Raw genomic sequence first — 26257 nt, forward strand, 5'->3', positions numbered from 1 at the left:
GGGATCGGAATATCTAAATTATATAACTATGACCGAATATCTTTTGTTGTTGGTCGGCACTGTGCTGGTAAACAACTTTGTACTGGTAAAATTCCTGGGGTTATGTCCATTTATGGGGGTGTCTAAGAAATTAGAGACCGCTATTGGTATGGGGCTCGCGACGACGTTCGTGTTAACCCTCGCTTCCGTGTGCGCGTATTTAGTAGAAAACTACATCTTGCTGCCGCTTGGGTTGCAATACTTACGTACCATGAGCTTCATTCTTGTTATCGCCGTCGTCGTGCAGTTCACGGAAATGGTGGTACACAAAACCAGTCCGACGCTCTACCGCTTACTCGGCATCTTCCTGCCGTTGATCACCACCAACTGTGCGGTGCTGGGTGTTGCCCTGCTTAACATCAATGAGAACCACAACTTTATCCAATCGATTATCTACGGCTTTGGCGCTGCGGTGGGTTTCTCTATGGTGCTGATTTTGTTTGCTTCGATGCGTGAACGTATTAACGCTGCGGATGTGCCAGTCCCATTTAAAGGAGCGTCCATTGCGATGATCACCGCAGGACTGATGTCTCTCGCCTTTATGGGCTTTACTGGGTTGGTGAAGCTGTAATGAGTGCCATCCTAATTGCCGTTATCGCGATTGCCGCGCTTGCTGCGCTGTTTGGCGCAATCTTGGGCTTCGCCTCCATCCGCTTCAAAGTAGAAGCCGATCCGATCGTCGATCAAATCGACGCGATTTTACCGCAAACTCAGTGTGGCCAGTGCGGCTACCCTGGCTGTCGCCCTTATGCAGAAGCGATCGCCACGGGAGACGAGATCAACAAGTGTCCTCCAGGCGGTCAAGCCACCATTGAGAAGCTGGCGGATTTAATGGGTGTCGAAGCGACAGAGTCTGCGCATGACCTAGATGAAGCCGTCAAAAAAGTCGCCTTTATTCATGAAGATATGTGTATTGGCTGCACCAAGTGCATTCAAGCCTGCCCGGTTGATGCCATTGTTGGCGGCACCAAAGCGCTACATACCGTGATTAAAGATGAATGTACTGGCTGCGATTTGTGTGTCGCGCCGTGCCCAACGGACTGCATTGAAATGATTCCTGTAGAAAACACTACAGCGAACTGGAAGTGGCAACTGGACGCCATTCCTGTTGTTGATATTACCGATTCTGCCTCCGCGCAGAAAAGCGTGAATTAAGGACTGGTATGTTGTCATTAATCGAACAAATTAAATCAGGTACGCTGTGGCAGTTTCCTGGGGGAATTCACCCACCAGAGAATAAACAGCAGTCGCTGGGCAGTGAATTGGTTCGCGCCTCGTTGCCAAGTGAAATTGTGCTGCCTCTCAAACAGCACATCGGCAAAGAAGGGACCTTACTGGTTGATATCGGCGCGCACGTCTTAAAAGGTGAGCCGTTAACCAAGTACGACGTCACATTTACGTTGCCCGTGCACGCGCCCACCTCAGGCACCATTACGGCGATTGAGCCTCGTACCACCGCCCACCCTTCCGGTTTAGCGGAGACCTGCATTGTCATTCAACCCGATGGCAAAGAAACCTGGTATGACAAAGCCCCTTGGCCTGATTTCAGCCAACACTCTCCAGAAGCTCTGATTGAAAAGATCCGCCTAGCGGGGATTTCTGGTATGGGAGGCGCTGGCTTTCCTACCGCGAAAAAGATTCAATCGGGCCTCTCGCGTACCGAGATTTTGATCATCAATGCCGCTGAGTGTGAACCCTACATCACCGCCGATGACACCTTGATGCGAGAGTTTGCACAAGAGGTGATCACGGGCATCGAGATTGTCGAGCATATTCTCAAGCCAAAGCTGACCGTGATCGGCATTGAAGACAACAAACCTGAGGCGATTGCAGCCTTAGAAGCGGCAGCGCAAGACAAAGACCTTATCATTCGTGTCGTACCGACTAAGTACCCCTCGGGCGGCGAAAAGCAGCTCATCAAACTGCTGACTAACAAAGAAGTCCCCGCCGATGGCATCCCAGCGGACATTGGGATGATGGTACAAAACGTTGGATCGCTGTACGCCATCAAACGCGCCGTTGTGGATGGTGAACCTTTGATTGAGCGCATCGTTACGTTAACGGGCAATGCATTTCGTCAACCACGCAACGTCCTTGCGGCTTTGGGCACCCCAGTTCAAGCGCTGCTCGACGAGTTCGGCTATCAAGCAGATAAGCGCCTACCTCGATTGATCATGGGTGGGCCAATGATGGGCTTTACCTTGCCGCACGCCAATGTGCCAATCACAAAAACCTCCAACTGTATTCTTGCCCCAACTCGCCGCGAGATCGCCCCTGCGGGTACGGAAATGGCGTGCATTCGCTGCGCTCAGTGCGCAGAGGTTTGCCCCGCGTCACTATTGCCTCAACAGTTGCAGTGGTATGCGAAATCGCAAGAGTATGAAAAATGTGAAGAGCTCAACCTAAAAGACTGCATTGAATGTGGCGCCTGTGCGTACGTCTGCCCTAGCGAGATCCCACTGGTGCAATATTATCGCCAGGCCAAAGCGGAAATACGCACGCGCAAAGAAGAAGCGCAAGCGGCAGAGCGTGCCAAACTCCGCTTTGAAGAGAAAAAAGCGCGTATGGAACGTGACAAAGCCGAACGTGAGAATCGCTTCAAAAAAGCCGCGGATGAGCGTCGCAGCGAGATGAAAGCCAGTGGAGGAGATGACGCCATCGCCGCCGCCATCGCGCGTGTGAAAGCGCAAAAATCCACAAGCGAAGACAGCAAAACCAAGCCAGCGGTCGCCGCCGCGATTGCCAGAGCCAAAGCGAAACAAGAAGCGGCTAGAGAGCAAGCGACAAGCAGCAGCGACCAACCGGACAACACGGAAATGGCCAAGTTGCGAGAAGAGCGTAAGCGTCAAGCCCGCGAGAAAAAAGCGCAGAAAGCGCAACAAGAAACCACTCAAAGTGATGAGCAAAGCGAAACAGACAAATCTTCCGCCGTCGCCGCTGCTGTGGCCAGAGCGAAAGCGCGCAAAGCCGCATTAGCAAGTAACAGTAGCGAAGAGACACCTGAAGAGCACAAGCCAGCAGAGGATCCAAAAAAAGCGGCAGTCGCGGCAGCGATTGCTCGCGCTAAAGCTCGTAAGGTGCAGCAAGAGAACGAAACGGGCTCCAGCAGCGAAGAGGCTCAAGCTAAGAATGAGCCTGCTGAGGATCCGAAAAAAGCCGCCGTCGCGGCAGCGATTGCTCGTGCTAAAGCGCGTAAAGCGCAGCAAGAGAACAAAACGGGCTCCAGCAGCGAAGAGGCTCAAGCTAAGAGTGAGCCTGCTGAGGATCCGAAAAAAGCCGCCGTCGCAGCAGCGATTGCTCGCGCTAAAGCGCGTAAAGCGCAGCAAGAGAGCGACGCAGACTCTAGCAGCGAAGAGACTCAAGCTAAGAATGAGCCTGCTGAAGATCCGAAAAAAGCCGCCGTCGCGGCGGCGATTGCTCGAGCCAAAGCGCGTAAGGCGCAGCAAGAGAGCGACGCAGACTCCAGCAGCGAAGAAACTCAAGCTAAGAATGAGCCTGCTGAAGATCCGAAAAAAGCCGCAGTCGCGGCAGCGATTGCTCGCGCAAAAGCTCGTAAAGCCGCCCAACAATCATCTAAACCTTCTGAGGAGAACAACTAGTGGCGTTCTTTATCGCAAGTTCCCCCCATGCTCACAGCCGTAAAAGCACGCCGGATTTGATGAAATGGGTCGCCGTCTGCGCCTTGCCCGGGCTTGCCGCTCAAATCTACTTTTTTGGTTGGGGCACTTTGATCCAACTGATTTTTGCCATTGCACTGGCACTGCTACTTGAAAGTGTGGTGATGCTGGTTCGTGGCCGCTCGCCCATGTCAGCACTGCGTGATAACAGCGCCATCGTGACCGCTTGGTTGCTGGCTGTGGCCATTCCGCCTCTTTCCCCTTGGTGGATGATGGTGATTGGACTGGTGTTCGCCATCGTCATCGCAAAACACCTCTACGGCGGTATTGGACAAAACCTCTTTAACCCAGCAATGGTCGCCTACGTGGTGTTGCTCGTCTCCTTCCCTGTCCAAATGACCAGTTGGATGGCTCCGAGCACACTGCAACCCGTCAGCACCTCCCTTGCCGATACCTTGTCGCTAATCTTTAGCGGTTACAGTCAAGAGGGGCTGTCGCTACAACAAATTCGCACCGGTATCGATGGCATCACTATGGCCACCCCACTCGATGCGTTTAAAACTGGCCTGCTTGCAGGAAATACCAGTGTGGAAGTGATGCGACAAGCGCAATTTAGCGGTTTAGGCGGCGTCGGTTGGGAATGGGTCAACTTGGCGTATTTGTTCGGTGGTTTGATGCTGATAAAACTGCGCATCATCAGTTGGCACATCCCTGTGAGTTTTCTCGCTAGCCTCGCTGCCATGAGCGGAATTTTTATGCTCATCATGCCAGGAGAGACCGCCTCACCCATCTTGCACCTCCTTTCTGGCGCAGCCATGATCGGCGCCTTTTTTATCGCAACCGATCCGGTGTCGGCGTCGACCACTGTCAAGGGACGCTTGGTATTTGGGGCCTTTATTGGCGCTATGGTCTTTATCATTCGAACGTGGGGCGGCTTCCCAGATGGCGTTGCCTTTGCGGTGCTACTGGGCAATATGTGCGTACCCATGATTGATTACTACACCAAACCCAAAACTTACGGTCACTGAGGGGTATCATGCTGAACGCTATACGTAACAACGGCGCAATCCTTGCCATCTTTGCCTGTGCTTCTACAGGCTTAGTTGCGCTGACTCACTACTTGACCGCCGATCAGATCCAGCGCCAGGAGCAAGCGCAGTTGCTCTCGGTACTCAATCAGGTCATCCCACATGACCTGCACGACAACGATCTCTACCAAGCCTGTACCTTGGTAACGGATCCGCTGCTTGGCACGACTGAGCCTATGCCAGTCTATCTCGCTTCCTTAAATGGCGAGCCTAGCGCCATGGCGATTGAAGCCATCGCGCCCGATGGCTATAACGGCTCCATCAAACTCATCATTGGCGTAAAACAAGACGGCACCGTCACCGGCACCCGAGTATTGAGCCATCAAGAGACACCCGGACTCGGTGACAAAGTCGATTTACGTGTCACAGATTGGATCCTCGGCTTTACCGGCAAAGTGCTGACTACGGAGAACCAGGCCAGTTGGAAAGTACGTAAAGATGGCGGGCAATTTGATCAATTTACCGGGGCGACCATCACGCCAAGAGCGGTCGTCAAGGCGGTACGTAATACGTTAGAGTATGTCAACGACCATCGTGGTGACATTCAATCTCAACCGCTCAATTGCGGAGGTGCGCGTGACTGAACATCAAACACTGATTAAGAATGGTTTGTGGGACAACAACCCCGCACTGGTCCAACTGCTTGGCCTATGCCCTTTGCTGGCGGTCTCCTCTACCGTCACTAATGCGCTTGGCTTGGGGATTGCGACCCTGTTGGTTCTGGTTGGATCGAACGTGACCGTCTCTTTAGTACGCGACTATGTGCCAAAAGAGGTACGCATTCCGGTCTTTGTGATGATCATTGCCTCGTTAGTGACCTGCGTGCAGCTGCTGATGAACGCGTACGCTTACGGTTTGTATTTGTCGCTGGGCATATTTATCCCACTTATCGTGACCAACTGCATCATCATCGGACGCGCGGAAGCGTTTGCCTCGAAAAACGTGCCACTTCTTGCCGCTCAAGACGGTTTTTGGATGGGCATGGGGATGCTGATTATTCTTGTCATTTTGGGAGCCATGCGTGAGATTCTTGGCAATGGTACCTTATTTGATGGTGCAGAGCTGCTGCTAGGGCAATGGGCAACGGCGCTGCGAATTGAAGTGTTCCAATTTGACAGCAATTTCCTGCTGGCAATGCTGCCGCCAGGTGCCTTCATCGGCGTTGGGCTACTGATTGCGATCAAAAACACCATCGATAGTCGACTGAGCGCGCGCAAAGAGAAAACCAAACCAACGATAGAACGAGCGCGGGTGACCAACTAATCAACACACGGGAAGTCAGCGAATAATGAACAAAGAGAAACGCATTCAAATTCTACAGAGGCTAAGAGATGACAATCCGCACCCGCAAACGGAGCTGAATTGGAACACGCCTTTCGAGCTGCTGATCGCGGTTCTCCTCTCGGCTCAAGCCACCGATGTCAGTGTCAACAAAGCCACTGACAAGCTCTACCCTGTTGCCAACACGCCACAAGCGATGTTTGATCTCGGCGTTGACGGCGTGAAAGAGTACATCAAAACCATTGGCTTATTTAACTCAAAAGCAGAAAACGTCATCAAAACCTGTCGTATTCTGCTCGACCAACATAACGGTGAGGTGCCTGAAAACCGTGAGGCACTCGAGGCACTACCTGGCGTGGGTCGCAAGACGGCGAATGTCGTCCTCAACACGGCCTTTGGTTGGCCAACGATTGCGGTCGATACGCACATTTTCCGCGTCTCCAATCGCACCAAATTCGCTATGGGCAAGAACGTTGACCAAGTAGAAGAGAAACTGCTTAAGGTGGTCCCCAAAGAATTCAAACTCGACGTACATCACTGGTTGATCCTTCATGGCCGCTACACCTGTTTGGCCCGTAAGCCAAGGTGTGGCAGTTGCTTGATTGAAGACCTGTGTGAATATAAAGAGAAAGTTTACCCCGACAACTAGGAGCTAGGCACATGTCAAACGGACGCATTCTACACACCATGCTACGCGTAGGTGATCTCGACAAATCTATTCAGTTCTACACTGACGTAATGGGCATGTCTCTGTTACGTAAAAACGAAAACACAGAATACCAATACACGTTGGCTTTCGTTGGCTATGGCGATGAATCGCAAGGCGCGGTGATTGAGCTAACGTACAACTGGGGTACCGACAGTTACGATCTTGGCAACGCATTTGGCCATGTAGCGGTGGGTGTCGATGACATCTACGCTACTTGTGATGCGATCAAAGCCGCAGGCGGCAATGTGACTCGTGAACCAGGCCCCGTAAAAGGTGGCACGACACACATCGCGTTTGTTGAAGATCCAGACGGTTACAAAATTGAGTTGATTCAAAACAAGCAAGCGACAGCTGGGCTTGAAGGCTAACAGTGCCAATCAATTCAACCTATGGGTAGCCTCGGCTGCCCATTTTTATTTGCTTTACATGATAATGATTATCACTTAATCTTATCCTTCTCATAGAGAGGAGAGACAAGCATGCAACTGGCAGAATGGGAAAAACACACACTGCTCGCAGACGTCGCGTTTAAGGACCAAGACCACTTACGCAGTATTCTGCATTATCAACAGGCATTAACACTGAGCGAACGACTGGGTGAACAGGTCGATGTCGATATCGAAGACCGACTGATGATCTCGGTGATTTCGTGCCACAACCTAGCGACCTTCTGGCGCTCGATGGGCGATGAAAAGTATGAACTGAAGTATTTACAGCTCGCTTCAGAGAAAGTGCTGACGCTGATCCCTCAATGCCCGAATTCAGACTGTGACGCCTTTGTCTCTTCGATCGGCTGCTGTAAAAAGGCGTTAGTGGAGTTTATGAAACGCCACCCCAATCCGACCATCGCTCGCATGGTACAAGACATCGATACAGCGACCAATTGCAACTTAATCGCACAGTTTAAGCTGAACTGATCGGCTATCTTGCTAAAAACTTGGCTTCATGTTTTACCTTACATACTGAAGCTATGCAGCGGATACAAAAACAGCGCCAAATTTTGGCGCTGTTCTTTTAGACTTGGGTACGACCGAGAGAAATCACTACGCGGCGGTTTTTATCTTTGCCAAGCGGTGATGCGTTGTCCGCCACCGGACGACGACGCCCATAACCTTGAACTTGAATCCTGTCTTCCGGTAAACCAAGCGAACGGAAGTAACGTTGCAGCACTTCAGCACGCTGCTCAGATAAACTTTGGCTGGCGGCTTTACTGTCTAACGAGTCGGTGTATGTCGATACCAACACCAAGTCTATATCTCGGTTGTGTTTAATGTACTCCGCAATTTGTGCAAGGCGTTTTTGCGAAGCTTTATTCAGCTCTACGCTAGAACGGTCATAATGCAAAATGGTGAAGGCGATATCTTCAAAGCTGTAAGGCAACAAGTTGGCAATACAATCACTAAATACGTTGTAGGTGGGCTGAAAAAGCACCGACGACAACGCCACCTCTACCCGCTCGTCACGACTTTGCCACTCTTGATAGCTAAACGTGGGATAACGCCCCTTTTCAAGCTCACCCAAAATGCTCCACGCGGTTTGTCCACCAACGTAACCATCAAATTGCTGAAAAAACTGAATGCTCGACATGCGGCTGGCGCCATCGCCAGGTCGCCATGCTGGAGGCATCGACACTAAGCTAACGTCTCTTGTCTGCCCCATCGGCCGTTTCATCTTCAGCTCAAAGTCCAGATTGATCTTTTTACTGGCTTGGGAAGAAAACACCGCATCGCCGTAGTTTGGGATAGGATGAACCAACTTACATTCTAGCGGCGTATTGGCAACCATTTGCCAGGTTGACTGCATCGGCGTTGCCACATAGCGCTTCTCAAGCGCAAAGGCGTTCGCTTCAAAACCGGCAATGACTAGCCCTAAACAGGCAACGTAGAATTTGTTCATAGTATGCTTCATCTCTAATACTGCTGGGTGACTGGCGTTGCCGCTTGTCACTCTGTCTGCATGACTTTGGTGAGAATAATGCAAAAAGCTCGCCAACACTTTCATTCCCCAGCGTCGCCATCAAAGAGATTAACGGTTTTTCTTGTTGACAGAATCTGCAATAATGCTGCCCCTGTCACATAACAATAGACCAACATGAGTTCAGAAAACGAAGCATTGACGCTTAAAAAACGCTTTCGAGGCTATTTCCCAGTGGTGATCGACGTCGAGACCGCAGGATTTAACGCCCAAACCGATGCCCTCTTGGAAATCTGCGCGGTCACCTTACGTATGGATGAAAATGGCGATCTCCACCCTGCGTCAACGATTCACTTCCATGTTGAACCATTTGAAGGGGCGAACTTAGAAAAAGAAGCCCTAGAATTCAATGGGATTCGTGACCCATTTAGCCCGCTTCGCGGCGCAGTGACAGAAGCCGAAGCATTAAAAGAGATTTATAAGCTTGTTCGCCGCGAGCAAAAAGCGGCGGACTGTAGCCGAGCTATCATCGTTGCGCACAATGCCACTTTTGACCACAGTTTTGTCATGGCAGCAAGCGAACGTAGCAAGCTCAAACGCGTCCCATTTCACCCCTTCGCCACCTTTGATACTGCCGCATTAAGTGGTTTGGCCTACGGTCAAACTGTTCTGGCCAAAGCGTGTAAAACCGCAGGGATGGAATTTGACAACAAAGAAGCCCACTCTGCGCTCTACGACACGGAGAAAACCGCAGAGCTTTTCTGTGGCATCGTCAATAAATGGAAAGCCCTAGGCGGCTGGCCACTGAGCGACGACGCCGATTAATACTAAAAACATGTAAACACAATTATCGAGTAAGTTATGAACCCTGTTGTTATTTCCGTTTGCGTTATGCTAGCGCTTGCCCTGATGCGCGTGAACGTCGTGGTCGCGCTGACATTCAGTGCTATCATCGGCGGCCTCGTCTCTGGCATGAGTCTAAATGAGGCGGTTTCCGCGTTTGAAAGTGGTCTAGGTGGCGGCGCAACGATTGCACTGAGCTACGCGATGCTAGGTACGTTTGCCGTTGCGATTTCAAAATCCGGCATCACCGACCTTCTAGCAAGCAGCGTGATCAAACGTATTCATGGTAAAGAGAATGCCAATGCGTCACTTGGCCTTAAGTACGCCGTGCTGGTTGCCCTGATTCTAGTGACCATGTCATCGCAAAACGTCATTCCTGTCCATATCGCCTTCATCCCTATTCTTATTCCACCTTTGCTAGGCGTATTTGCAAAACTGAACCTTGACCGCCGCATGATTGCCTGTGTGCTGACTTTTGGCCTAGTCACGCCATACATGGTGTTGCCGATCGGTTTTGGTGGCATTTTCCTCAACAACATCTTGCTGAAAAACTTGCACGACAACGGTCTTGAGTCTGTCACCGCAAGCCAAGTGCCGATGGCGATGCTGCTCCCTGCTGCGGGTATGGTGTTTGGTCTGATCACGGCTATTTTTGTCAGCTACCGTAAGCCTCGAATCTACAAAGAGACGGAGCTGACGCATGTGGAAGAGAACACCACCCAAGTGAACAAGAAGAACGTCCTGACTGCCGCATTGGGTATTATCGCGGCATTGACGGTTCAGCTCTCGACCGGTTCAATGATTGTCGGTGCCCTAGCTGGCTTTATGGTCTTTACCTTTGGTGGTGTGATTGCCTGGCGTGAAACTCAGGATGTCTTTACTAAGGGTGTGCACATGATGGCTATGATTGGCTTCATCATGATTGCAGCCGCAGGCTTTGCCGCGGTCATGAAGCAAACCGGTGGTGTTGAATCTTTGGTTGAAGCACTCTCTACCAGCATTGGTGACAACAAACCGCTCGCTGCGCTTCTGATGCTCATTGTTGGCCTATTAGTCACCATGGGTATCGGTTCTTCTTTCTCCACTATTCCTATTATCGCCACCATTTACGTTCCACTTGCTGCTGCGTTTGGTTTTTCACCACTGGCGACCGTTGCCCTTGTCGGTACGGCGGCAGCGCTTGGTGATGCAGGCTCTCCGGCCTCTGATTCGACCTTAGGCCCGACGTCTGGCCTGAATGCCGATGGGCAACATGAGCACGTATGGGAAACGGTTGTCCCAACCTTTATCCACTACAACATCCCTTTGATCGTCTTTGGCTGGATTGCCGCGATGACGCTCTAAACGCGTTGGTCTGTGGATAGATGAAAATCTAAAGACAATTAAGATCAAAAAAGCTGACTCTAGGTCAGCTTTTTTACGTTTGGATGTGCAGACAACACCTATTTGGCATGTTTTTCTGCCACCGCCGCCAGCACTGGCGCCATATCTTTCAACAACTCTTCATTCACTGGGGCATCCGATGAATCGGTAATGTTGATGGACGTACGGTTCCCAAGATCGCCAAAGAGGAAGGTATAAGTTCCGGCTTTCAGCTCGGTCGGTTTCACTCCGATATCATCCCAAAACGCATCATCCGGTGAGGCATACTTGGCCTTGATGGTACCTTGAGATTGGTTGCGCGCTTCGATGGTAAAGCCCATCTTAGGTAGCAATTCTGGCAAACGCTGCCATAGGACATCGTATGGAGTACGAGCGATGATAACCGGGAAGCCACTGCGATCTCGGCCCATTGTAATAGGGATCTGTTTAACCAGCTCTTGCGCTTTACGCGTCGCTTCTTCACGCAAGTCCAAATCATAGCGAGCGGTGACAAGATTGGTCATCAATGCGTTGTAGCGAGATTTATTGGTCGCAGTAACAGGCATAGATTTACCGCCTTCGCGCCAATCGATAAGAGAAATTTTGAAGCCGTAGCGGTTGTTTGCCACAAGACGAGAGATATCGTAGCGAGAGCTGAGCTCCACATCTTCATCAGCAGAATTCCATGTCACCCAATCGGTTTCAATATGGTCTGTCGTTTGCTCTACGATACCGATGTTGCGCTCACTCAGCATGGTTTGCGCAGTTTGCCAAACACGATCCAGTTCGTCTTCGCGTAGCAGCCATAATGTCGTTTCCCCTTCTTTGCGCTCTGCTCGCGCTCCAGGAATCAAGGCTAGGACCTGCTGGGGAGGACGAATATCCACTTCACGACCAATTCCACCGCTGAACTCGCCCTGAGGAATTTGGTAGTTGGGGTAAAACTGAGGCTCTGCGCCTGCCGGTAACGTCCACTCGGTCAAATCAGGGGTATTAAGATACTCAAAGTCGTCTTTGGCTTGGCGACGCTGCGTGGCGCTGCCTGAGCAGGCACTTAAAACAAAAACAGCTAGTGAACTAACGACTAGCTGGTGAGACAATTTCATTGAAACTCCTAAGAAATCAAAGCCGAAGCTAAGCTTCGGCAGTTATCCTAAATCAGTAGATGCCCGCATCCGTCATGGCTTGCGATACAATCGGCTGCGCGTTATCTGACAGCTCTGTCAGCGGCAATCTTAGGCTACCGTGGTCAATCAGACCCAGCTTATGCGCCGCCCATTTGACCGGAATCGGGCTTGACTCCACAAATAGATTCTTGTGCAAAGGCATCAAACGTTGGTTGATGACTTCCGCTTCGTCAAATTTGCCTTCGCTGGCTAAACGGAACATGGTTGCCATATCCGCAGCCGCAATATTGTTGGTCACAGAAATCACACCTTGACCACCCATTTTGACGAAATCCAAACCGGTCGAGTCATCACCACTTAGTAAGATAAAATCTTCGCCACAAAGTTCACGATGAATCGCAATTCGACTCAAATCACCGGTCGCATCTTTTAATGCAACGATGTTGTCGATTTCAGAAAGGCGAGCAACCGTCTCAGGTTTAAGGTCTACCGCAGTACGACCCGGTACATTGTATAGGATCAGCGGCACTTCGCTGACGTCAGCGATCGCTTTGTAGTGCTGGTACAAACCTTCTTGTGTTGGCTTGTTGTAGTATGGTGTAACGCTCAGACAACCGGCGATACCCGTATTATTCAATAGGCGGCTAAAGGTGACTGACTCGTGGGTTGCGTTCGCGCCTGTGCCTGCTATAACAGGAATACGGCCATCCGCGAATTCCAGCGTCTTGAGTACAACCTTGACATGCTCTTCTATCGATAACGTCGATGATTCACCCGTCGTACCTACCGCAACAATACCGCTGCTGCCCGCAGCAATGTGGTATTCGACCAGTTTTTTCAGACTCGCGTAATCGACTTCGTCTTCTTGATTAAACGGTGTAATTAACGCGACGATACTTCCTGAAAACATGTCTCTCTCCCTAATTTCGATACTTATCGCATGTTACTGTATGGGGATTGAAAAACACAAGCGGTTCGTCACGCTTAAATCACCTAAATCTGTGAATATTTATCATATGTTAGCGTTGGCGCAATTCTGGGTAAAATCTATCCCAACCTAGACCACTCCACAGCCCGATTTGACTTAGGCTGCGCGCTTTCACTCTACAATGTGAAAACACTCAATTTAGGTGATTAGAAAACCTACAGATCCCGCAACTTTCTCCCTTTTAACTGTGCTAAGCTATCTCATTAACAAAGTTAACAATGACTGAAGTGACATTATGAACCAACATCTGGTGATTACCGCGGTAGGGACAGACCGCTCAGGCATCTGTAACCAAGTCGTTCACCTTGTGACGCACTCGGGTTGCAACATTGTTGATAGTCGTATTGCGCTATTTGGTAGTGAATTCACGCTTATCATGCTGCTGTCGGGAAGCAACGCAGCCATCACTCGCGTCGAGACCACCTTGCCTTTACTTGGCCAGGAACATGATCTCATCACCATGATGAAACGTACTTCTCCTCACGCTCTGTCAGACAATAGCTATATGGTCGAAGTCTTCATTGAGTCGGACGATAAACCGGGCTTAACGGAACAATTCACCCAGTTCTTTGCCAGCAAAGAGATTGGCCTTTCTTCTCTTAGCGCCCAGACGATCAATAAAGATAAGATTCAAGCGCAGCAAGACCAGTTCCATATCGCTATTTCTGCTTCTGTCGACTCGGGCTGTAACCTGATGCAGTTACAAGAAGACTTCAGTGCTTTATGTAAAGAGCTACAGGTTCAAGGCTCACTTAATTTTCTAAAAAATAGTCAGTAAGAAAGGAATACTTCATGAATACACTCAAAGCCGGCTCTCCTGCTCCTGCTTTTTCTCTTCTCGACCAAAACGGCGATACCGTGTCATTGTCGGATTTCGCTGGCAAAAAAGTGCTGTTCTACTTCTACCCTAAAGCGATGACGCCAGGCTGCACAGTTCAAGCACAAGGTCTGCGAGACGTGAAAGCCGAGCTAGATAAGCACAACGTGGTGGTGTTGGGGGTAAGTATCGACCCTGTAAAACGACTCGGTAAATTCATCGAACGTGACGAGCTCAACTTCACCTTACTTTCCGATGAAGACCACGCCGTCGCCGAGCAGTTCGGTGTGTGGGGCGAAAAGAAATTTATGGGCAAAGTGTATGACGGTTTGCACCGTATTAGCTTCCTTATCAACGAAGACGGTGTGATTGAACACGTGTTCGACAAGTTCAAAACGAAAGACCATCACGAAGTGGTTCTGAACTACCTGAACGAGAAAGCCTAACGATTGCGTTTGCCACCCACTCATCGCGCCTTACCGTGAAAAAGTGGGATAGACAGAATTACAGAGACAAAAATGCCAGCAGAAATGCTGGCATTTTTACTATCAAAGGTAGGAACTACACAATGAACTTGTTGAGAATTGCGTCTTGCTCTCGCACGTTCTCTGTTTGAACCTGCATGGCAATACTGGCCTCCTCTGACGCGTTGGTCACCTGTGTCGAGAGGTCTTTGATTTTCACTGTGTTGCTGTTGATCTCTTCTGCTACCAAGCTCTGCTGCTCAGCCGCCGACGCAATTTGCATATTCATATCCGAGATTCGCTGAATCGCATCACGAATACGTTGCAGTGCACCATCGGCCGCTTGCGCTTTGTCTACGGCATCGACCGCGGTCGCTTTACTTTCGTTCATGGCGGCCGACACTGAGCTCGCACCCGCTTGTAGCTGCTCAATCATGTTGCGGATCTCGGTCGTTGACTCTTGGGTTCTTTGCGCCAGAGTTCGAACTTCATCCGCTACGACCGCAAACCCACGTCCCGACTCACCAGCACGCGCAGCCTCAATCGCGGCGTTCAGTGCCAATAGGTTGGTTTGATCGGCAATGTCATTGATGACCTTCAAAATGGTCTCAATGTTGGCCGTCGCCGACTCGAGCCCTTGCACTTCTTCAACCGCTTGATCGATGCGAGCAGAAAGCATGTCGATAGAGGCTGTGGTGTCACTCACCACCGAGGTACCATCAAGCGTTGCTTCATCGGCCTCACGCGCGGCAGCCGCAGCACCTTGTGCATTGTTGGCTACTTCCGTCGCAGTGACCGCCATCTCATTCATCGCGGTCGCCAACTGTTCAAGCTCTTGTAACTGACTGCGCATTGCTTCGGCAGATTCGTGCGAGCCTTGAACGGTCATCTCTGTGCCGCGTAGAATCTCTGCACCGATCGCTTTCGATTGTTGAATCTGTTTCTGCAACGTTTCCGTGAACTGGTTAAAGCCATGCGCAAGCTCGGCGAACTCTTTATCTGTGTTAGTATCAAGACGCTTGGTCAAATCCCCTTGCCCAGATGCCACATCTTGAATCGCCGCATTGAGTGTCCCTAGTGGGCGCATCAACACTTTGATGAGGAAGGTCAGGCCAAGAATACTCAGCACCACACCGATAATCACGTAAATGATCGAGCTATTACGCATATCGCTGATGGCTTTAAACGCGATGCTTTCATCGACAATCGCGCCGATGTACCAGTTTTCACTAGGAACATGCGCCAATTGAATAAGGAAATCTTTACCGTCTTGCGTGATGCGCTGTTCGCCCTCTTGAAGCCTCACTTCAGGCAGATAGGTCGATAAGTTCTCACCGTTAAAGTCCGAGTTAGGGTGGGCAATCGTCGTACCATCACCTGAGATAATAAACAGGTAACCCGCATCATGCAGATTGGCTTTGTTGACCAAATCCGCCAAGCCGCCCAGTTCCATGTCATAGAACATACCGGCAACCATTTTGCCGTTTTCTTTCACTGGCGTGCCGATCGAGATAATCACTTTCTTCGATGAGACATCCACGTATGGCGCGGTGACAATCAACGCCCCTTTGGCTTTTGCATCTTTATACCAAGGACGAACGCGAGGGTCATAACTTGAGTCGGCTTCCCAGCCATCGTCATTTTCTACCAGAGACCCATCGGACTCATAACCATATCCCACAGCAAGAAAGCTCGATTTTAAATTGGGCTGCTCAAGGATCTCACTCACGCGTGCTTTATTGAATGGGTCTAACTGCAACACTTCAGTCGACGAACGGGCCAACGATTTTTTCGCTTCCATCTCGGACACCACCGTGTTTCTTACGCCGTTAACGATTTCGCTCAAGCTGACATCCACCAGCTCCTCGACTTCGTTTTTCACAATGGACAGTTGCTGGACGGACAACAGGGCGACCGTCACAAATAGCAGCGCGGACGATGCGGCGACAATCTTTTGACTAAATCTCATAACTTCCCTCGAAAAATGTATAGGTCGTTCGTATTATTGTAGTTATATCTATCGACTGTGCTGACGTTGACTTGAGTAAATTCTTATAGAAACGATAGCTTGTAAACAAAAAGAGTGAATTTTTTCACTCAACCTTTCAATATTTCATCGCTCTATCAGGCAACTCCTACCTGACTGTATAAATCTAGCTGCATAAACCAGATAATTCAAAAGTACTAGTCGACTTTTTTGTCACCTAGCCCTTATGCAACCTCGCCTCGTCCATATTGGGTTTGTTCGGCACACCTCCCTTGGCAATATCGAGATTTTATCGAATAAAATTCTGCCACTAATATGAATAGTGCATAAAAAATAACGCCGCTAGAGTTTTAACTCTAGCGGCGTTATTTCACCGACAACTGACGACTTACTAAGAAATAATATTCTCTTCTTCACTGCTCGGAAGAGCACGCCATACCGCTTTAACCAAAGTGGCCAGAGGAATCGCGAAGAAGACCCCCCAAAAACCCCACAATCCGCCAAAGACTAAAACAGCAACGATGATCGCCACCGGATGTAAGTTGACCGCTTCAGAAAACAGAACCGGAACCAACACATTGCCATCTAACGCTTGGATTATGCCGTAAGCCAACAGCAGCCAGTAGAATTGTGGTGTGAATCCCCATTGGAACAATCCGACCATAGCCACTGGCAAGGTAACGGCAGCCGCGCCAATATAAGGAATGAGCACAGAAAGCCCGACAGACACCGCCAATAACACCGCGTAGCGCAGATCCAAAATCGCAAACGTAATGTAGCTCACGCCACCCACAATCAGGATTTCCATCACTTTGCCGCGAATGTAGTTGGAGATCTGCTCATTCATCTCAAGCCACACTTTGTTGGCGAGACGACGATTTCTCGGCAGTACGCCACTGGCCATCTCTAGCATCTCTTGCTTATCTTTCAATAGGAAAAACACCAATAGTGGCACGAGAACCAAATACACAGCCAATGTGGCCAAGCTCACCAAAGAGGCCAACGACCCTTTGACAACACTTTCTCCCATTCCCAATACTTGATTTTTCGTGTTGCTCACCAGAGATTCGACGATCTGGAAATTCTCAAGTTCTGGATAGCGCTTAGGCAACTCAGCAATGACTTTTTGTAAACCGACATACATGGTGGGAATATCATTGATGAGGTTGCCGACCTGTTGCCAAATCGTTGGTACCAGACCAAATACAGCCACCAGCATAATGCTGATAAAGCCCAGAATCACCACCACCACCGATAAGGTGCGGGGCAGCCCAACTCGGGTCAACTGATTGACCGGCCATTCCAGTAAATAAGCCAACACGATCGCCACCAACAAAGGCGCAATCAAGTTGCCGAAAAAGTAGATAGTAATAAAACCAAAGAGCAGTATGGCCACTAGGCTCACGGCATGAGGATCAGAGAAGCGTCGCTTGTACCAGCGATTGATCATTTCGAGCATTTAACTGTTTTCCCTTGTGACATCTAGACAAAGAGTAACATGCAAAGCAAAGTGGCCTTCTTGGGGTTGGCAGTCATGTTGCCACCCTTTCGCCGTAACAAAACGCTGAATATCCTTCAGCGATTGCGGGTCAGAGGTAAGAAGTGATGCTGAACTCTGCTCATGAAGCGATGTGAGGTAACGTTTGGCTAATAACAGCGCCATCGGGCACCGCTCCTGGCGCAGATCCAAAATATTGGGTTCCATTCTTCCGCTCGATGCATATTATATCGTGAAGTATTGTATAGTGTTTTTTTAAAAGAGACAGTGTAAATAGAGGCGGCCAGGCAAACTTTGACCGCTATTTGACTCTCCCTCAACCAACTAAGAGAATGAAGGGTAACACAGGGAGACCACCGAGACATTGCACTCGAAACCAACCGCAAAACTCGGTGTCCAAGCAGTAAGTGCAGCTCAGCTTGCTGTCGAGACAATATCCACGGAGCATTTCAGGAAATTTATGCTTAAACGTACGCGTTCTATCGTTTGCTTGTGTGTAGCGACTGTTTTAGGGACATCTACCGCCAGCTTCGGCCCTGTTACACCTGTGTATGCCAACACAATAGACTTGCCCGACATTGGTACGGCCGCCAGTGGCACCTTGACGATTGCGCAAGAGATGCAATACGGCGACGCCTACATGCGCATGTTGAGAAACGGCCAGCCGATCGTCAATGACCCAGTTCTCAACGAATATATCGACGCTTTAGGCCATCGATTGGTGGCGAATGCGGACGATGTGAAAACCCCCTTCACCTTTTTTATGATCCGCGACCGCAACATCAACGCCTTTGCCTTCTTCGGTGGATATGTCGCGTTACACAGCGGATTATTTTTGCATGCACAGAGCGAAAGTGAACTCGCCTCCGTCGTGGCGCACGAAATCGCCCACGTCACGCAGCGTCACTTAGCGCGCAGTATGGAAGATCAAGCCAGACGTTCACCTGCCACCATGGCGGCTCTCGCGGGAGCACTTCTACTTGCGATTGCGGCGCCAGAAGCGGGAATTGCGGCCATTACGGCGACAACGGCAGGCAGCATGCAGGGCCAAATCAACTACACGCGTTCGAACGAAAAAGAAGCGGATCGCTTTGGCATCGCCACTCTGGCGAAAGCGGGGTTTGACGTCAACGCCATGCCACGCTTTTTCAGTCGCTTAGCGGATGAGTACCGTTACGCGAGTACGCCACCGCCAATGCTGCTCACTCACCCTTTACCTGAAGATCGCATCACCGATAGCCGAGCTCGTGCGCAAAACTATCCGGCGAGACGGGTCGATTCGTCACTCGATTATCATTTAGCGCGTGCGCGTATCGTCGCCCGCTATGCGGGTATCAGTTCGAAAGCGGCACTCGATTGGTTTGAGCGCACCGAAGCAAAAGCAGAGCCCGAGATTAAACGCGCATTCCAATACGGTCGAGCCCTAGTACAAATGGACAACAACCAACTCGACGAAGCGAGCAAAACCCTGCATGAGCTGTACAAGCAGCAGCCGAACAATCATTTTTATCTCGATGCGATGAGCGATCTCTATATCGCGCAAAAAACACCCGAGAAAGCCAAAACGCTGTTAGAGCAAGCTCTGAAAGCAACGCCAAACAACCCCGTCCTGACCATCAACTACGCCAACGTCTTGATGCAAATGGATAAGAATCAAGACGCGTCCAAAGTATTGCAGCGCTATACCCACGACAACCCAAATGATGTCAACGGATGGCACTTGCTCTCGGAAGCCAGCATTCACTTAGGGTACAGTGACGAAGATTTGGCCGCGCGTGCGGAGATTTTGGCGCTGAAAGCCAACTGGAACAAAGCGATTCAGTACTACACCCAAGCCAGCCAACTCGCTGACCTTGGCAGCCTAAAACAGGCGAGATACGATGCACGCATTGACCAACTTATGATTCAGCGTGATCGCTTTATGGCGCTGCAATAACACAAGTTCTAACGATAACAATAATGGAGAAAGACTATGTCTGTCGTGATTTATCACAACCCTCGCTGCTCAAAAAGCCGTCAAACACTGGCGCTATTGGAAGAAAACGGTGTTGAGCCACACATCGTCAAATATCTTGAGCAAACCCCAAGTGTCGATGAACTCAAGACGCTCTTTAGCCAACTCGGCTTCTCTGAAGTTCGTGACATGATGCGCACCAAAGAAGAGATTTACAAAGAGCTGCAACTGGCCGATGCCGACGATGAAACCCTGTTTCGCGCAATGGCGGAACATCCGAAGTTGATTGAGCGACCTATTGTTGTCAACAACGGTCATGCCAAACATGGCCGACCACCAGAGCAGGTGCTTGAGCTACTATGAGCTGCCGCCTGATTGTCCTCTACTACAGTCGGCACGGTGCAACCCGCTCTCTCGCACAGCAGATTGCGCGAGGCATTGAGTCGATTGACGGTTGTGAAGCGTTGCTTCGCACCGTCAACGAGATAGAGAGCGGCGATGATCCCCTCGATCCCATTATTACTCTGGACGAGTTGAAAAACTGCGCGGGGCTGGCGATGGGCAGCCCTGTATGGTTTGGCAATATGGCTGGCGCGTTAAAGCACTTTTGGGATACGACGACACCATTATGGCTAGCGGGCGATCTGATTGATAAGCCCGCTTGTGTCTTCACCGCATCCTCATCCATGCACGGCGGCCAAGAAACCACCTTGCAGTCTATGATGTTACCGCTACTGCACCATGGGATGTTAATTTTGGGGATTCCTTATTCTGAACCAGCTCTGCATACCACACGCTCTGGGGGCACGCCTTATGGCGCCAGTGCGGTCACGACACATCAACCACGCACCTTGTCGCAAGACGAAATAGCATTAGCTCAGCAAGTCGGCAAACGTCTGGCCCGCTGCGCACGTCAATTAAAGGAACTCTAACCATGCAAGAGATGCAAGCGACCACAAAACGATACCGTTTCATGGCGCTGCTTGGCAATCTGGCGCTGCTCGCTTGGATTGGACTGTGGCAATTATCGTTATCGCCTCACCCTCACCTCAACAGCACCACACTCGCGATTGCTTGGGCTATCCCACTGCTGCTGCCTATGCCAGGGATCTTGGCCGGCAAACCGTATACACACGCATGGGCAAACTTTGTTTTAATGCTCTACTTCCTACACGCTTTGACCATCCTTTGGATTGACGACGGCGAACGTTATTTAGCACTGGTTGAACTGCTACTCACCAGTCTCGCGTTTGCTGGCAACATCCTTTATGCACGAGCACGGGGACAAGAATTGGGCATGAAACTAAAAAGATTGTCCAAAGTGGAAAAAGAAGAGCGTGCTAAGTTCGGTGCTGAAGATAAGTCTGAGGGATAAGGTCACGCTGATGGTCACCCATCTAGCCAACTCACCCTTATACTCCAGGTAAAAAACGACAAAAGGGGCGGATCATCCAGCCCCTTTCTCATCTCAAATCTTGATGTGGTTTACTCTACTACCTCAATAGGTTCCATCTCCACACCTTCAGTCTCTGCCACTGCTTCGTTGGCAGAGACGTCACTGTCTGGCTGAATCAGTAGCGGCTCAGGTTGATACGGTTTACCTTGCCACTGGAAAAGCAGCACCGTTTCAGTCTGAATAAGCGGGGCTGAAACCGCCAGCGAGCTCTCTGTCGCCACAAGAGTTGAATCGGTCGTCGTATCGCTAGGCTGATTGAGCTCATCGCTGCCTTGCGCGGGCAACGTTGGCGTGAGCTCCCCTACCTCGGGTTCAGTTTGAATAAACTGGGTCTCCAGTTGCGTCACTTCGAGTGCAGAGACCTGCTGCTCAAACTCTTCAACACTGGCAAGCAAGTGGACATCAAACGTCACCTGATTGCCTTGAATTTTGATGATGTCTAACGAGGCGACTGAGCTCAGTGCCTTGAGTTTATTCTCAAGTTGGAAAAAGCCCATCGCATCATTGAGTTCGATAAAGCGTGCTTTCACGGACTCAGAAGACTCACTCGCCACCAGCACCGCACTCTTTTTCGCGTAGTAATCGCTGATTTGGTTGATCATTTTATTCGCCGCATCTGCACCATTATTGGCGCCGCTGATCGGTGCTTGACGAGTCACCCCTATAGTTGCCGGCTTTTGATCGTATAACGTCCAACGTAATGATTCGCCTTGCACTTTCACCACTAGGACGGCATCAACCGGGTAGCGCTGACTCGCTTGACCCACTGGCTGAATAAAGCCGCCCCACAAGTCTGAGACAGCCACTCCGGTAACGTCATCAAAATCGCCAACCGGTACGGTCACGGGCAAGCCTCGCTCTCGCGCTTGCTGCTGCAAGTTGACCAGTGTCTCAGAGCGAGAATGCTCCCAGATGATGGTGCGATCGTAGGGCGTCTCTTCCACCATCCAGACTAAAACGTTCGCACGTGTTGCTGGCCAAAGCGGCAATTGCGCTTGACTGAGTAGAGAACGAATATGAGGGCCGCTAAACGACATACGCAGTGAGGTCTCCTCACCGATTTTGCCGTAGCCGAGTTGAGAAACGTACTGAGCGCTCTGAGAGAGGGCCTTCTTGACGACTTCGTTATCCGCAGCTTGCGGATCGCCAGACGCGCGAATGATGACTTGCTTCATCCCAGCTTCACGAGCTCGGGTATCGGCGTTATTCTCGCTTTGATCGATGACGATTTCAGCTCGGTAAAGATCCACATTGGTCAGGGCCATCGCTGGCAAACCCATCAGTCCGAGCGCGAGTAAAGCTAAACGGCGCATACATTTCCTACATCTAATCGAATTCATAAACAGCGATGATAAGCAACTATCCTCTGTGGGGCAACTTTCCCGGTCGGTTGGCAGCAGCAAGCGCGATATGGCTAACACTCTCCTCGTAGCAACGCTCAAAGTGAAATAGCAACGCACGGAGTAAACGCGGTTCACCTGCCTATCCAAACGAGCAATATTTGATCAAGCTCAGATTGCAATCGTTTGCTTTAATGTTAAAATCTCGCGATTTTATTTTTAGTACCCATGCTCTATCGCTATGTACTAGACCGAAACTATCCGCTTTACAAAGGAATGACGACATGAAAAATGCCATTCAAGGCGCACAAATGCTGTTTGTTGCATTTGGGGCCCTGGTTCTCGTCCCGCTGCTGACGGGGCTCGACCCTAGCGTTGCCCTCTTCGGTGCTGGCCTTGGTACCTTACTCTTTCAATTAATGACTCGCCGCTCTGTTCCTATCTTCCTCGCCTCCTCCTTCGCTTTTATCGCCCCTATCCTTTACGGAGTACAAACTTGGGGTGTACCAGCCACTATGGGTGGTTTGATGGCCGCTGGTCTTGTGTATGTTGCACTGGGTGGTCTAATCAAACTTCGTGGGGTTGAGATTATCCATAAATTGCTGCCTCCCGTTGTGGTTGGGCCGGTCATTATGGTGATTGGTCTTGGATTGGCGCCCGTCGCCGTCAATATGGCACTGGGTAAAGGGGGCGATGGCACGCAACTGATTGATGGACAAGCGGCGCTAGTGATCTCTTCTGTTTCACTGCTCACAACGATTCTACTGAGTGTCTTTGCCAAAGGCTTCCTCAAGCTCACGCCTATTTTGGGTGGTATTGTGGTGGGATACTGCCTGAGCTTAGGCTACGGCATTGTCGATTTCACGCCCGTTAAAGAAGCGGCATGGTTTGCGCTACCAAACTTCACGGCGCCTGAATTTAACATTAACGCCATTCTATTTATGATTCCCGTTGCCATCGCGCCAGCGGTGGAGCACGTTGGGGACATGCTGGCCATTTCAAACGTCACCGGAAAAGACTACCTGAAAAAGCCCGGCCTTCATCGCACGATTGCAGGGGACGGGGTCGCGACGATGGCGGCATCACTGTTTGGTGCGCCACCCAACACCACCTACTCTGAGGTGACAGGTGCAGTCATGCTGACCAAAGCCTTCAACCCTGTGATTATGACCTACGCTGCAGTGACGGCTATTGTCCTAGCGTTGGTCGGCAAGCTTGGCGCTGCGCTGCAAACCATCCCTATGCCAGTGATGGGCGGTATCATGATTCTGTTGTTTGGCTCAATTGCGACCGTAGGATTGAACACCTTAATCAAAAATCACGTCGATTTGCACAAATCTCGTAACCTCGTCATCGTTGCCATTACCTTAGTCTTCGGTATTGGTGGTATGGCGTTTGGCATCGGTGAGTTCAGTCTCCAAGGCGTGAGCCTATGTGGTATCGTCGCGATTGTGCTAAATCTGGTTCTTCCAAAAGACCTGGGTGAAAACCACGTCGTCGACAACGCACAAATGGAAGAGGAAGAAGCGCGCTAATCCACGCTCACCCTTCACAAAGATTGGCAAACTGGCCTTGGGTCAGTTTTGCCAAATCTTGCGCCGCCAATTCGATTTCCAACCCTCGCTTACCTGCACTGACACAGATCGTTTCACGCTCCAACGCACTTTGATGGATAAACGTCGCCAATCGCTTCTTTTGCCCGAGCGGGCTGATTCCGCCCACAATATACCCTGTCACTGTTTGCGCAATAGCCGGATCGGCCATCTCTGCTTTTTTAGCCTTTGCCGCTTTTGCCGCCTGCTTCAAATTGAGTTTTTGGTTAACAGGTATCACAGCGACAGCGAGGTTTTTCGCCTCACCATTGAGTGAAAACAGTAGAGTTTTAAACACGCTATTGGGATCTTGCCCTAATGCTTGTGCGGCTTCGAGCCCGTAACTCTCGGCACGCGCGTCGTGCTGATACTGGTGTATTTGATGAGGAATTTTGTGTTTTTTAGCAAGATTGATGGCTGGGGTCATACACACTCCGAGAATAAAAAAAGCGCAGCTCTAGGCTGCGCATTCAGTTAATAAGATTTAGCTTGTTAGGTCAATTACTTGTAGACCATCTCACCTGCTGGTGCGTATTGGTTTACATCTACTGGGCTGTTCGCCTCTAGGTAGTCTTTGAGCACTTCTGCATCAACAAAGCCCGTATTGACGTGACCTGGGTGGTCCGTCAGCTTAGGATAGCCATCGCCCCCTGCAGCATTGTAGCTTGGTACTGTGAAGCGGTAAGTTCCGTCAAGACGCAGCTGTTTACCACCGATAAACACGTTTGACACTTCACCGTTTTCCACCGTCATTGAAATGCCAGCAAACTGAGCGTAAGCGCCAGAATCCACTGGCTTGGTCGCCACAACGTTGAGGTAATCCAACACTTCTTGGCCAGACATATCGGTGTAGGTCAAAATGTTGGCAAACGGCTGAACCGTTAGCACGTCTTTGTAGGTCACGTCACCGCCTTCAATCGAGTCACGCACGCCACCTGAGTTCATCACAGCAAAATCCGCTTTGGCGCGTTGCATGTGCGAGGTCGCGATTAAGCGGCCTAAGTTGGTCTGTTGGAAACGAACCACATTACGATCCCCTTCCAGCTTGCCATTGGTCTCTGCGATCTTCACATTCAACTGAGCTTGACCTTGCTCTTGGTAAGGACGCAAAAACTCGAGCAGTTCGCTGTCTTCGGCAATCTCGTCTTCGATAAAGACGCGTTTTGATTCGCCATCCACTTTGACTTTTTTCTTCAAGTTGACCGGTATCAGGTCGTAGCTGACCATCTGCAGTTCACCGTTACGAAACTCATAGTCCGCGCGACCGACGTATTTGCCCCATTCGTGCGCTTGGACGATGTAAGTGCCGTTTTGCATGTCCGGTTTACACTCATCGGATGGCGCGAAGTTTTTCTTCACTACATTTGGCGCTTCCATACAGACTGGTTCCTGGGAGTGACCACCTACAATCATATCCAGAGAACCTTCATCTAGGTAACGAGCCAGAGCCACATCACCCGGTGCGTTCACGCCACGCTTACCATCTTCGTAGTGGCCCATGTGAGTCACAGCGAAAATCAGATCTGGCTTTTCTGTTTCTTGTAGCTCAGCGATCAGCTTCTTCGCTTCTTCTTTCGGGTCGCGGAAATCGATGCCACCAATAAACTCTGGGTTACCGATTTTCGCCGTATCTTCGGTGGTTAAACCGATGACGGCAATCTTAATACCTTGCTTATTGAACATCTGGTATGCCTGGAACATACGCTCGCCCGTTGCTTTGTCGTAGATGTTGGCGGACAGCATTGGGAAGTTGGCCCACTCTTTTTGCTTGAACAACACCTCAAGTGGGTTATCAAACTCGTGGTTACCAAGCGCCATCGCATCATAGCCGATTTTGCTCATGCCTTTGAAATCGGGCTCCGCGTCTTGCAAGTCAGATTCTGGCACGCCAGTGTTGATGTCACCACCAGACAACAGCAACACACTGCCGCCTTGTGCGGTGATATCGGCACGCAACTCATCGATCAGAGTTTTACGCGCGGCCATCCCATACTCGCCGTATTTGTTCTGCCAAAAACGACCGTGATGGTCATTGGTGTGAAGGACGGTGAGCTTGTACGTTGTGTCTGCTTCCCACTCGTGCTGCGGTGCGGTGGCACAGCCAGCCAGAGTTGCCAGAATTGCTGCGCTTATAGCGCTTTTTACGATCAGGCGTTGCTTCATTGTCATACCTTTTGAACT

27 protein-coding genes are annotated in these 26257 nt (G+C 50.4%); 18 read left to right on the top strand and 9 right to left on the bottom strand.

The annotated features are described in order from the left end of the window. Window positions 1-28: 28 nt before the first annotated feature. From rsxA to AC6R10_RS02265, 9 genes are all read left to right on the top strand, one after another. On the top strand, window positions 29-610 hold the full coding sequence (gene rsxA, locus AC6R10_RS02225; RefSeq protein ID WP_334551133.1) for an electron transport complex subunit RsxA: 582 nt from the start codon (window positions 29-31) through the stop codon (window positions 608-610). Beyond that, window positions 610-1194 carry an electron transport complex subunit RsxB gene (gene rsxB / locus AC6R10_RS02230; protein ID WP_334551134.1) on the top strand — a complete coding sequence of 195 codons (585 nt, stop codon included), beginning with the start codon at window positions 610-612 and terminating at the stop codon, window positions 1192-1194. The genes rsxA and rsxB overlap by 1 nt, the downstream gene beginning before the upstream one ends. Window positions 1195-1202: 8 nt before the next feature. Beyond that, complete coding sequence (rsxC, locus tag AC6R10_RS02235; RefSeq protein ID WP_500671328.1) at window positions 1203-3638, top strand: electron transport complex subunit RsxC; 2436 nt, start codon at window positions 1203-1205, stop codon at window positions 3636-3638. Next, complete coding sequence (gene rsxD / locus AC6R10_RS02240; protein WP_500671329.1) at window positions 3638-4684, top strand: electron transport complex subunit RsxD; 1047 nt, start codon at window positions 3638-3640, stop codon at window positions 4682-4684. Before rsxC ends, rsxD begins: the two co-directional genes overlap by 1 nt. A gap of 8 nt (window positions 4685-4692) precedes the next feature. After that, window positions 4693-5328: an electron transport complex subunit RsxG gene (rsxG, locus tag AC6R10_RS02245; protein ID WP_500671330.1), complete on the top strand. Its 636-nt coding sequence runs from the start codon at window positions 4693-4695 to the stop codon at window positions 5326-5328. After that, window positions 5321-6007 carry an electron transport complex subunit E gene (locus AC6R10_RS02250; protein WP_500671446.1) on the top strand — a complete coding sequence of 229 codons (687 nt, stop codon included), beginning with the start codon at window positions 5321-5323 and terminating at the stop codon, window positions 6005-6007. The genes rsxG and AC6R10_RS02250 overlap by 8 nt, the downstream gene beginning before the upstream one ends. A gap of 25 nt (window positions 6008-6032) precedes the next feature. Then, window positions 6033-6674 carry an endonuclease III gene (gene nth, locus AC6R10_RS02255; RefSeq protein WP_334551142.1) on the top strand — a complete coding sequence of 214 codons (642 nt, stop codon included), beginning with the start codon at window positions 6033-6035 and terminating at the stop codon, window positions 6672-6674. An 11-nt stretch (window positions 6675-6685) separates the two neighbouring features. Continuing rightward, on the top strand, window positions 6686-7102 hold the full coding sequence (gene gloA / locus AC6R10_RS02260) for a lactoylglutathione lyase (protein WP_334551144.1): 417 nt from the start codon (window positions 6686-6688) through the stop codon (window positions 7100-7102). Window positions 7103-7213: 111 nt separating this feature from the next. Continuing rightward, window positions 7214-7651 (top strand): DUF2753 domain-containing protein, encoded by a 438-nt coding sequence (locus AC6R10_RS02265; RefSeq protein ID WP_334551145.1) that lies wholly within the window; start codon window positions 7214-7216, stop codon window positions 7649-7651. A 97-nt stretch (window positions 7652-7748) separates the two neighbouring features. Here the strand turns inward: AC6R10_RS02265 and motY are convergent, their stop codons facing one another. After that, window positions 7749-8630 carry a flagellar protein MotY gene (gene motY / locus AC6R10_RS02270; RefSeq protein WP_500671331.1) on the bottom strand — a complete coding sequence of 294 codons (882 nt, stop codon included), beginning with the start codon at window positions 8628-8630 and terminating at the stop codon, window positions 7749-7751. Window positions 8631-8825: 195 nt separating this feature from the next. Between motY and rnt the strand changes: the two genes are divergently transcribed. Together rnt and AC6R10_RS02280 are read left to right on the top strand one after the other, a co-directional pair. Then, complete coding sequence (gene rnt, locus AC6R10_RS02275; RefSeq protein WP_334551149.1) at window positions 8826-9473, top strand: ribonuclease T; 648 nt, start codon at window positions 8826-8828, stop codon at window positions 9471-9473. Window positions 9474-9509: 36 nt separating this feature from the next. Beyond that, the gene (locus AC6R10_RS02280; protein WP_500628594.1) at window positions 9510-10835 is read left to right on the top strand and encodes a Na+/H+ antiporter family protein; all 1326 of its coding nucleotides are present in this window, start codon (window positions 9510-9512) and stop codon (window positions 10833-10835) included. A 98-nt stretch (window positions 10836-10933) separates the two neighbouring features. Here the strand turns inward: AC6R10_RS02280 and bamC are convergent, their stop codons facing one another. After that, window positions 10934-11959, bottom strand: a complete 1026-nt coding sequence (bamC, locus tag AC6R10_RS02285) for an outer membrane protein assembly factor BamC (RefSeq protein ID WP_500671332.1) — start codon at window positions 11957-11959, stop codon at window positions 10934-10936. Between the two features lie 52 nt (window positions 11960-12011). Further along, window positions 12012-12890 (bottom strand): 4-hydroxy-tetrahydrodipicolinate synthase, encoded by an 879-nt coding sequence (dapA, locus tag AC6R10_RS02290; RefSeq protein WP_334551153.1) that lies wholly within the window; start codon window positions 12888-12890, stop codon window positions 12012-12014. A gap of 313 nt (window positions 12891-13203) precedes the next feature. Here dapA and AC6R10_RS02295 point away from each other — a divergent pair, with 313 nt between their 5' ends. Both AC6R10_RS02295 and bcp read left to right on the top strand, forming a co-directional pair. Continuing rightward, on the top strand, window positions 13204-13746 hold the full coding sequence (locus tag AC6R10_RS02295) for a glycine cleavage system transcriptional repressor (RefSeq protein WP_500671333.1): 543 nt from the start codon (window positions 13204-13206) through the stop codon (window positions 13744-13746). Window positions 13747-13760: 14 nt separating this feature from the next. Continuing rightward, complete coding sequence (gene bcp, locus AC6R10_RS02300) at window positions 13761-14231, top strand: thioredoxin-dependent thiol peroxidase (RefSeq protein ID WP_500671334.1); 471 nt, start codon at window positions 13761-13763, stop codon at window positions 14229-14231. Window positions 14232-14346: 115 nt separating this feature from the next. Here bcp and AC6R10_RS02305 read toward each other — a convergent pair whose 3' ends face one another. From AC6R10_RS02305 to AC6R10_RS02315, 3 genes are all read right to left on the bottom strand, one after another. Further along, window positions 14347-16218 (bottom strand): methyl-accepting chemotaxis protein, encoded by a 1872-nt coding sequence (locus AC6R10_RS02305; RefSeq protein WP_500671335.1) that lies wholly within the window; start codon window positions 16216-16218, stop codon window positions 14347-14349. A gap of 409 nt (window positions 16219-16627) precedes the next feature. Beyond that, entirely contained in the window at window positions 16628-17695 is a 1068-nt protein-coding gene (locus AC6R10_RS02310) for an AI-2E family transporter (protein ID WP_334551158.1), read from the bottom strand. Further along, window positions 17696-17941, bottom strand: a complete 246-nt coding sequence (locus AC6R10_RS02315; RefSeq protein WP_500632791.1) for a sulfurtransferase TusA family protein — start codon at window positions 17939-17941, stop codon at window positions 17696-17698. A 253-nt stretch (window positions 17942-18194) separates the two neighbouring features. Between AC6R10_RS02315 and bepA the strand changes: the two genes are divergently transcribed. Genes bepA through AC6R10_RS02335 form a run of 4 tightly spaced genes read left to right on the top strand, consistent with a single transcriptional unit; the run spans window position 18195 to window position 21063 of the window. Continuing rightward, complete coding sequence (gene bepA / locus AC6R10_RS02320) at window positions 18195-19670, top strand: beta-barrel assembly-enhancing protease (RefSeq protein WP_334551160.1); 1476 nt, start codon at window positions 18195-18197, stop codon at window positions 19668-19670. A gap of 36 nt (window positions 19671-19706) precedes the next feature. Then, window positions 19707-20051, top strand: a complete 345-nt coding sequence (gene arsC / locus AC6R10_RS02325; protein WP_500671336.1) for an arsenate reductase (glutaredoxin) — start codon at window positions 19707-19709, stop codon at window positions 20049-20051. Further along, the gene (gene wrbA, locus AC6R10_RS02330) at window positions 20048-20620 is read left to right on the top strand and encodes an NAD(P)H:quinone oxidoreductase (RefSeq protein ID WP_500671337.1); all 573 of its coding nucleotides are present in this window, start codon (window positions 20048-20050) and stop codon (window positions 20618-20620) included. The genes arsC and wrbA overlap by 4 nt, the downstream gene beginning before the upstream one ends. A gap of 2 nt (window positions 20621-20622) precedes the next feature. Further along, window positions 20623-21063 (top strand): DUF2069 domain-containing protein, encoded by a 441-nt coding sequence (locus AC6R10_RS02335; protein ID WP_500625742.1) that lies wholly within the window; start codon window positions 20623-20625, stop codon window positions 21061-21063. A 110-nt stretch (window positions 21064-21173) separates the two neighbouring features. On the opposite strand, the gene AC6R10_RS02340 is transcribed toward AC6R10_RS02335, so the two are convergent. Further along, window positions 21174-22457, bottom strand: a complete 1284-nt coding sequence (locus AC6R10_RS02340; RefSeq protein ID WP_500671338.1) for a DUF2066 domain-containing protein — start codon at window positions 22455-22457, stop codon at window positions 21174-21176. A 311-nt stretch (window positions 22458-22768) separates the two neighbouring features. Between AC6R10_RS02340 and AC6R10_RS02345 the strand changes: the two genes are divergently transcribed. Further along, on the top strand, window positions 22769-24019 hold the full coding sequence (locus tag AC6R10_RS02345; protein WP_334551166.1) for a uracil-xanthine permease family protein: 1251 nt from the start codon (window positions 22769-22771) through the stop codon (window positions 24017-24019). Between the two features lie 7 nt (window positions 24020-24026). Here the strand turns inward: AC6R10_RS02345 and ybaK are convergent, their stop codons facing one another. Together ybaK and ushA are read right to left on the bottom strand one after the other, a co-directional pair. Next, window positions 24027-24503: a Cys-tRNA(Pro) deacylase gene (gene ybaK, locus AC6R10_RS02350; protein WP_334551167.1), complete on the bottom strand. Its 477-nt coding sequence runs from the start codon at window positions 24501-24503 to the stop codon at window positions 24027-24029. Between the two features lie 74 nt (window positions 24504-24577). Further along, on the bottom strand, window positions 24578-26239 hold the full coding sequence (ushA, locus tag AC6R10_RS02355) for a bifunctional UDP-sugar hydrolase/5'-nucleotidase UshA (RefSeq protein ID WP_334551168.1): 1662 nt from the start codon (window positions 26237-26239) through the stop codon (window positions 24578-24580). Between the last annotated feature and the right edge of the window lie 18 nt (window positions 26240-26257).

The organism is Vibrio sp. R12-SG2-ISO1 (genome assembly GCF_059834045.1).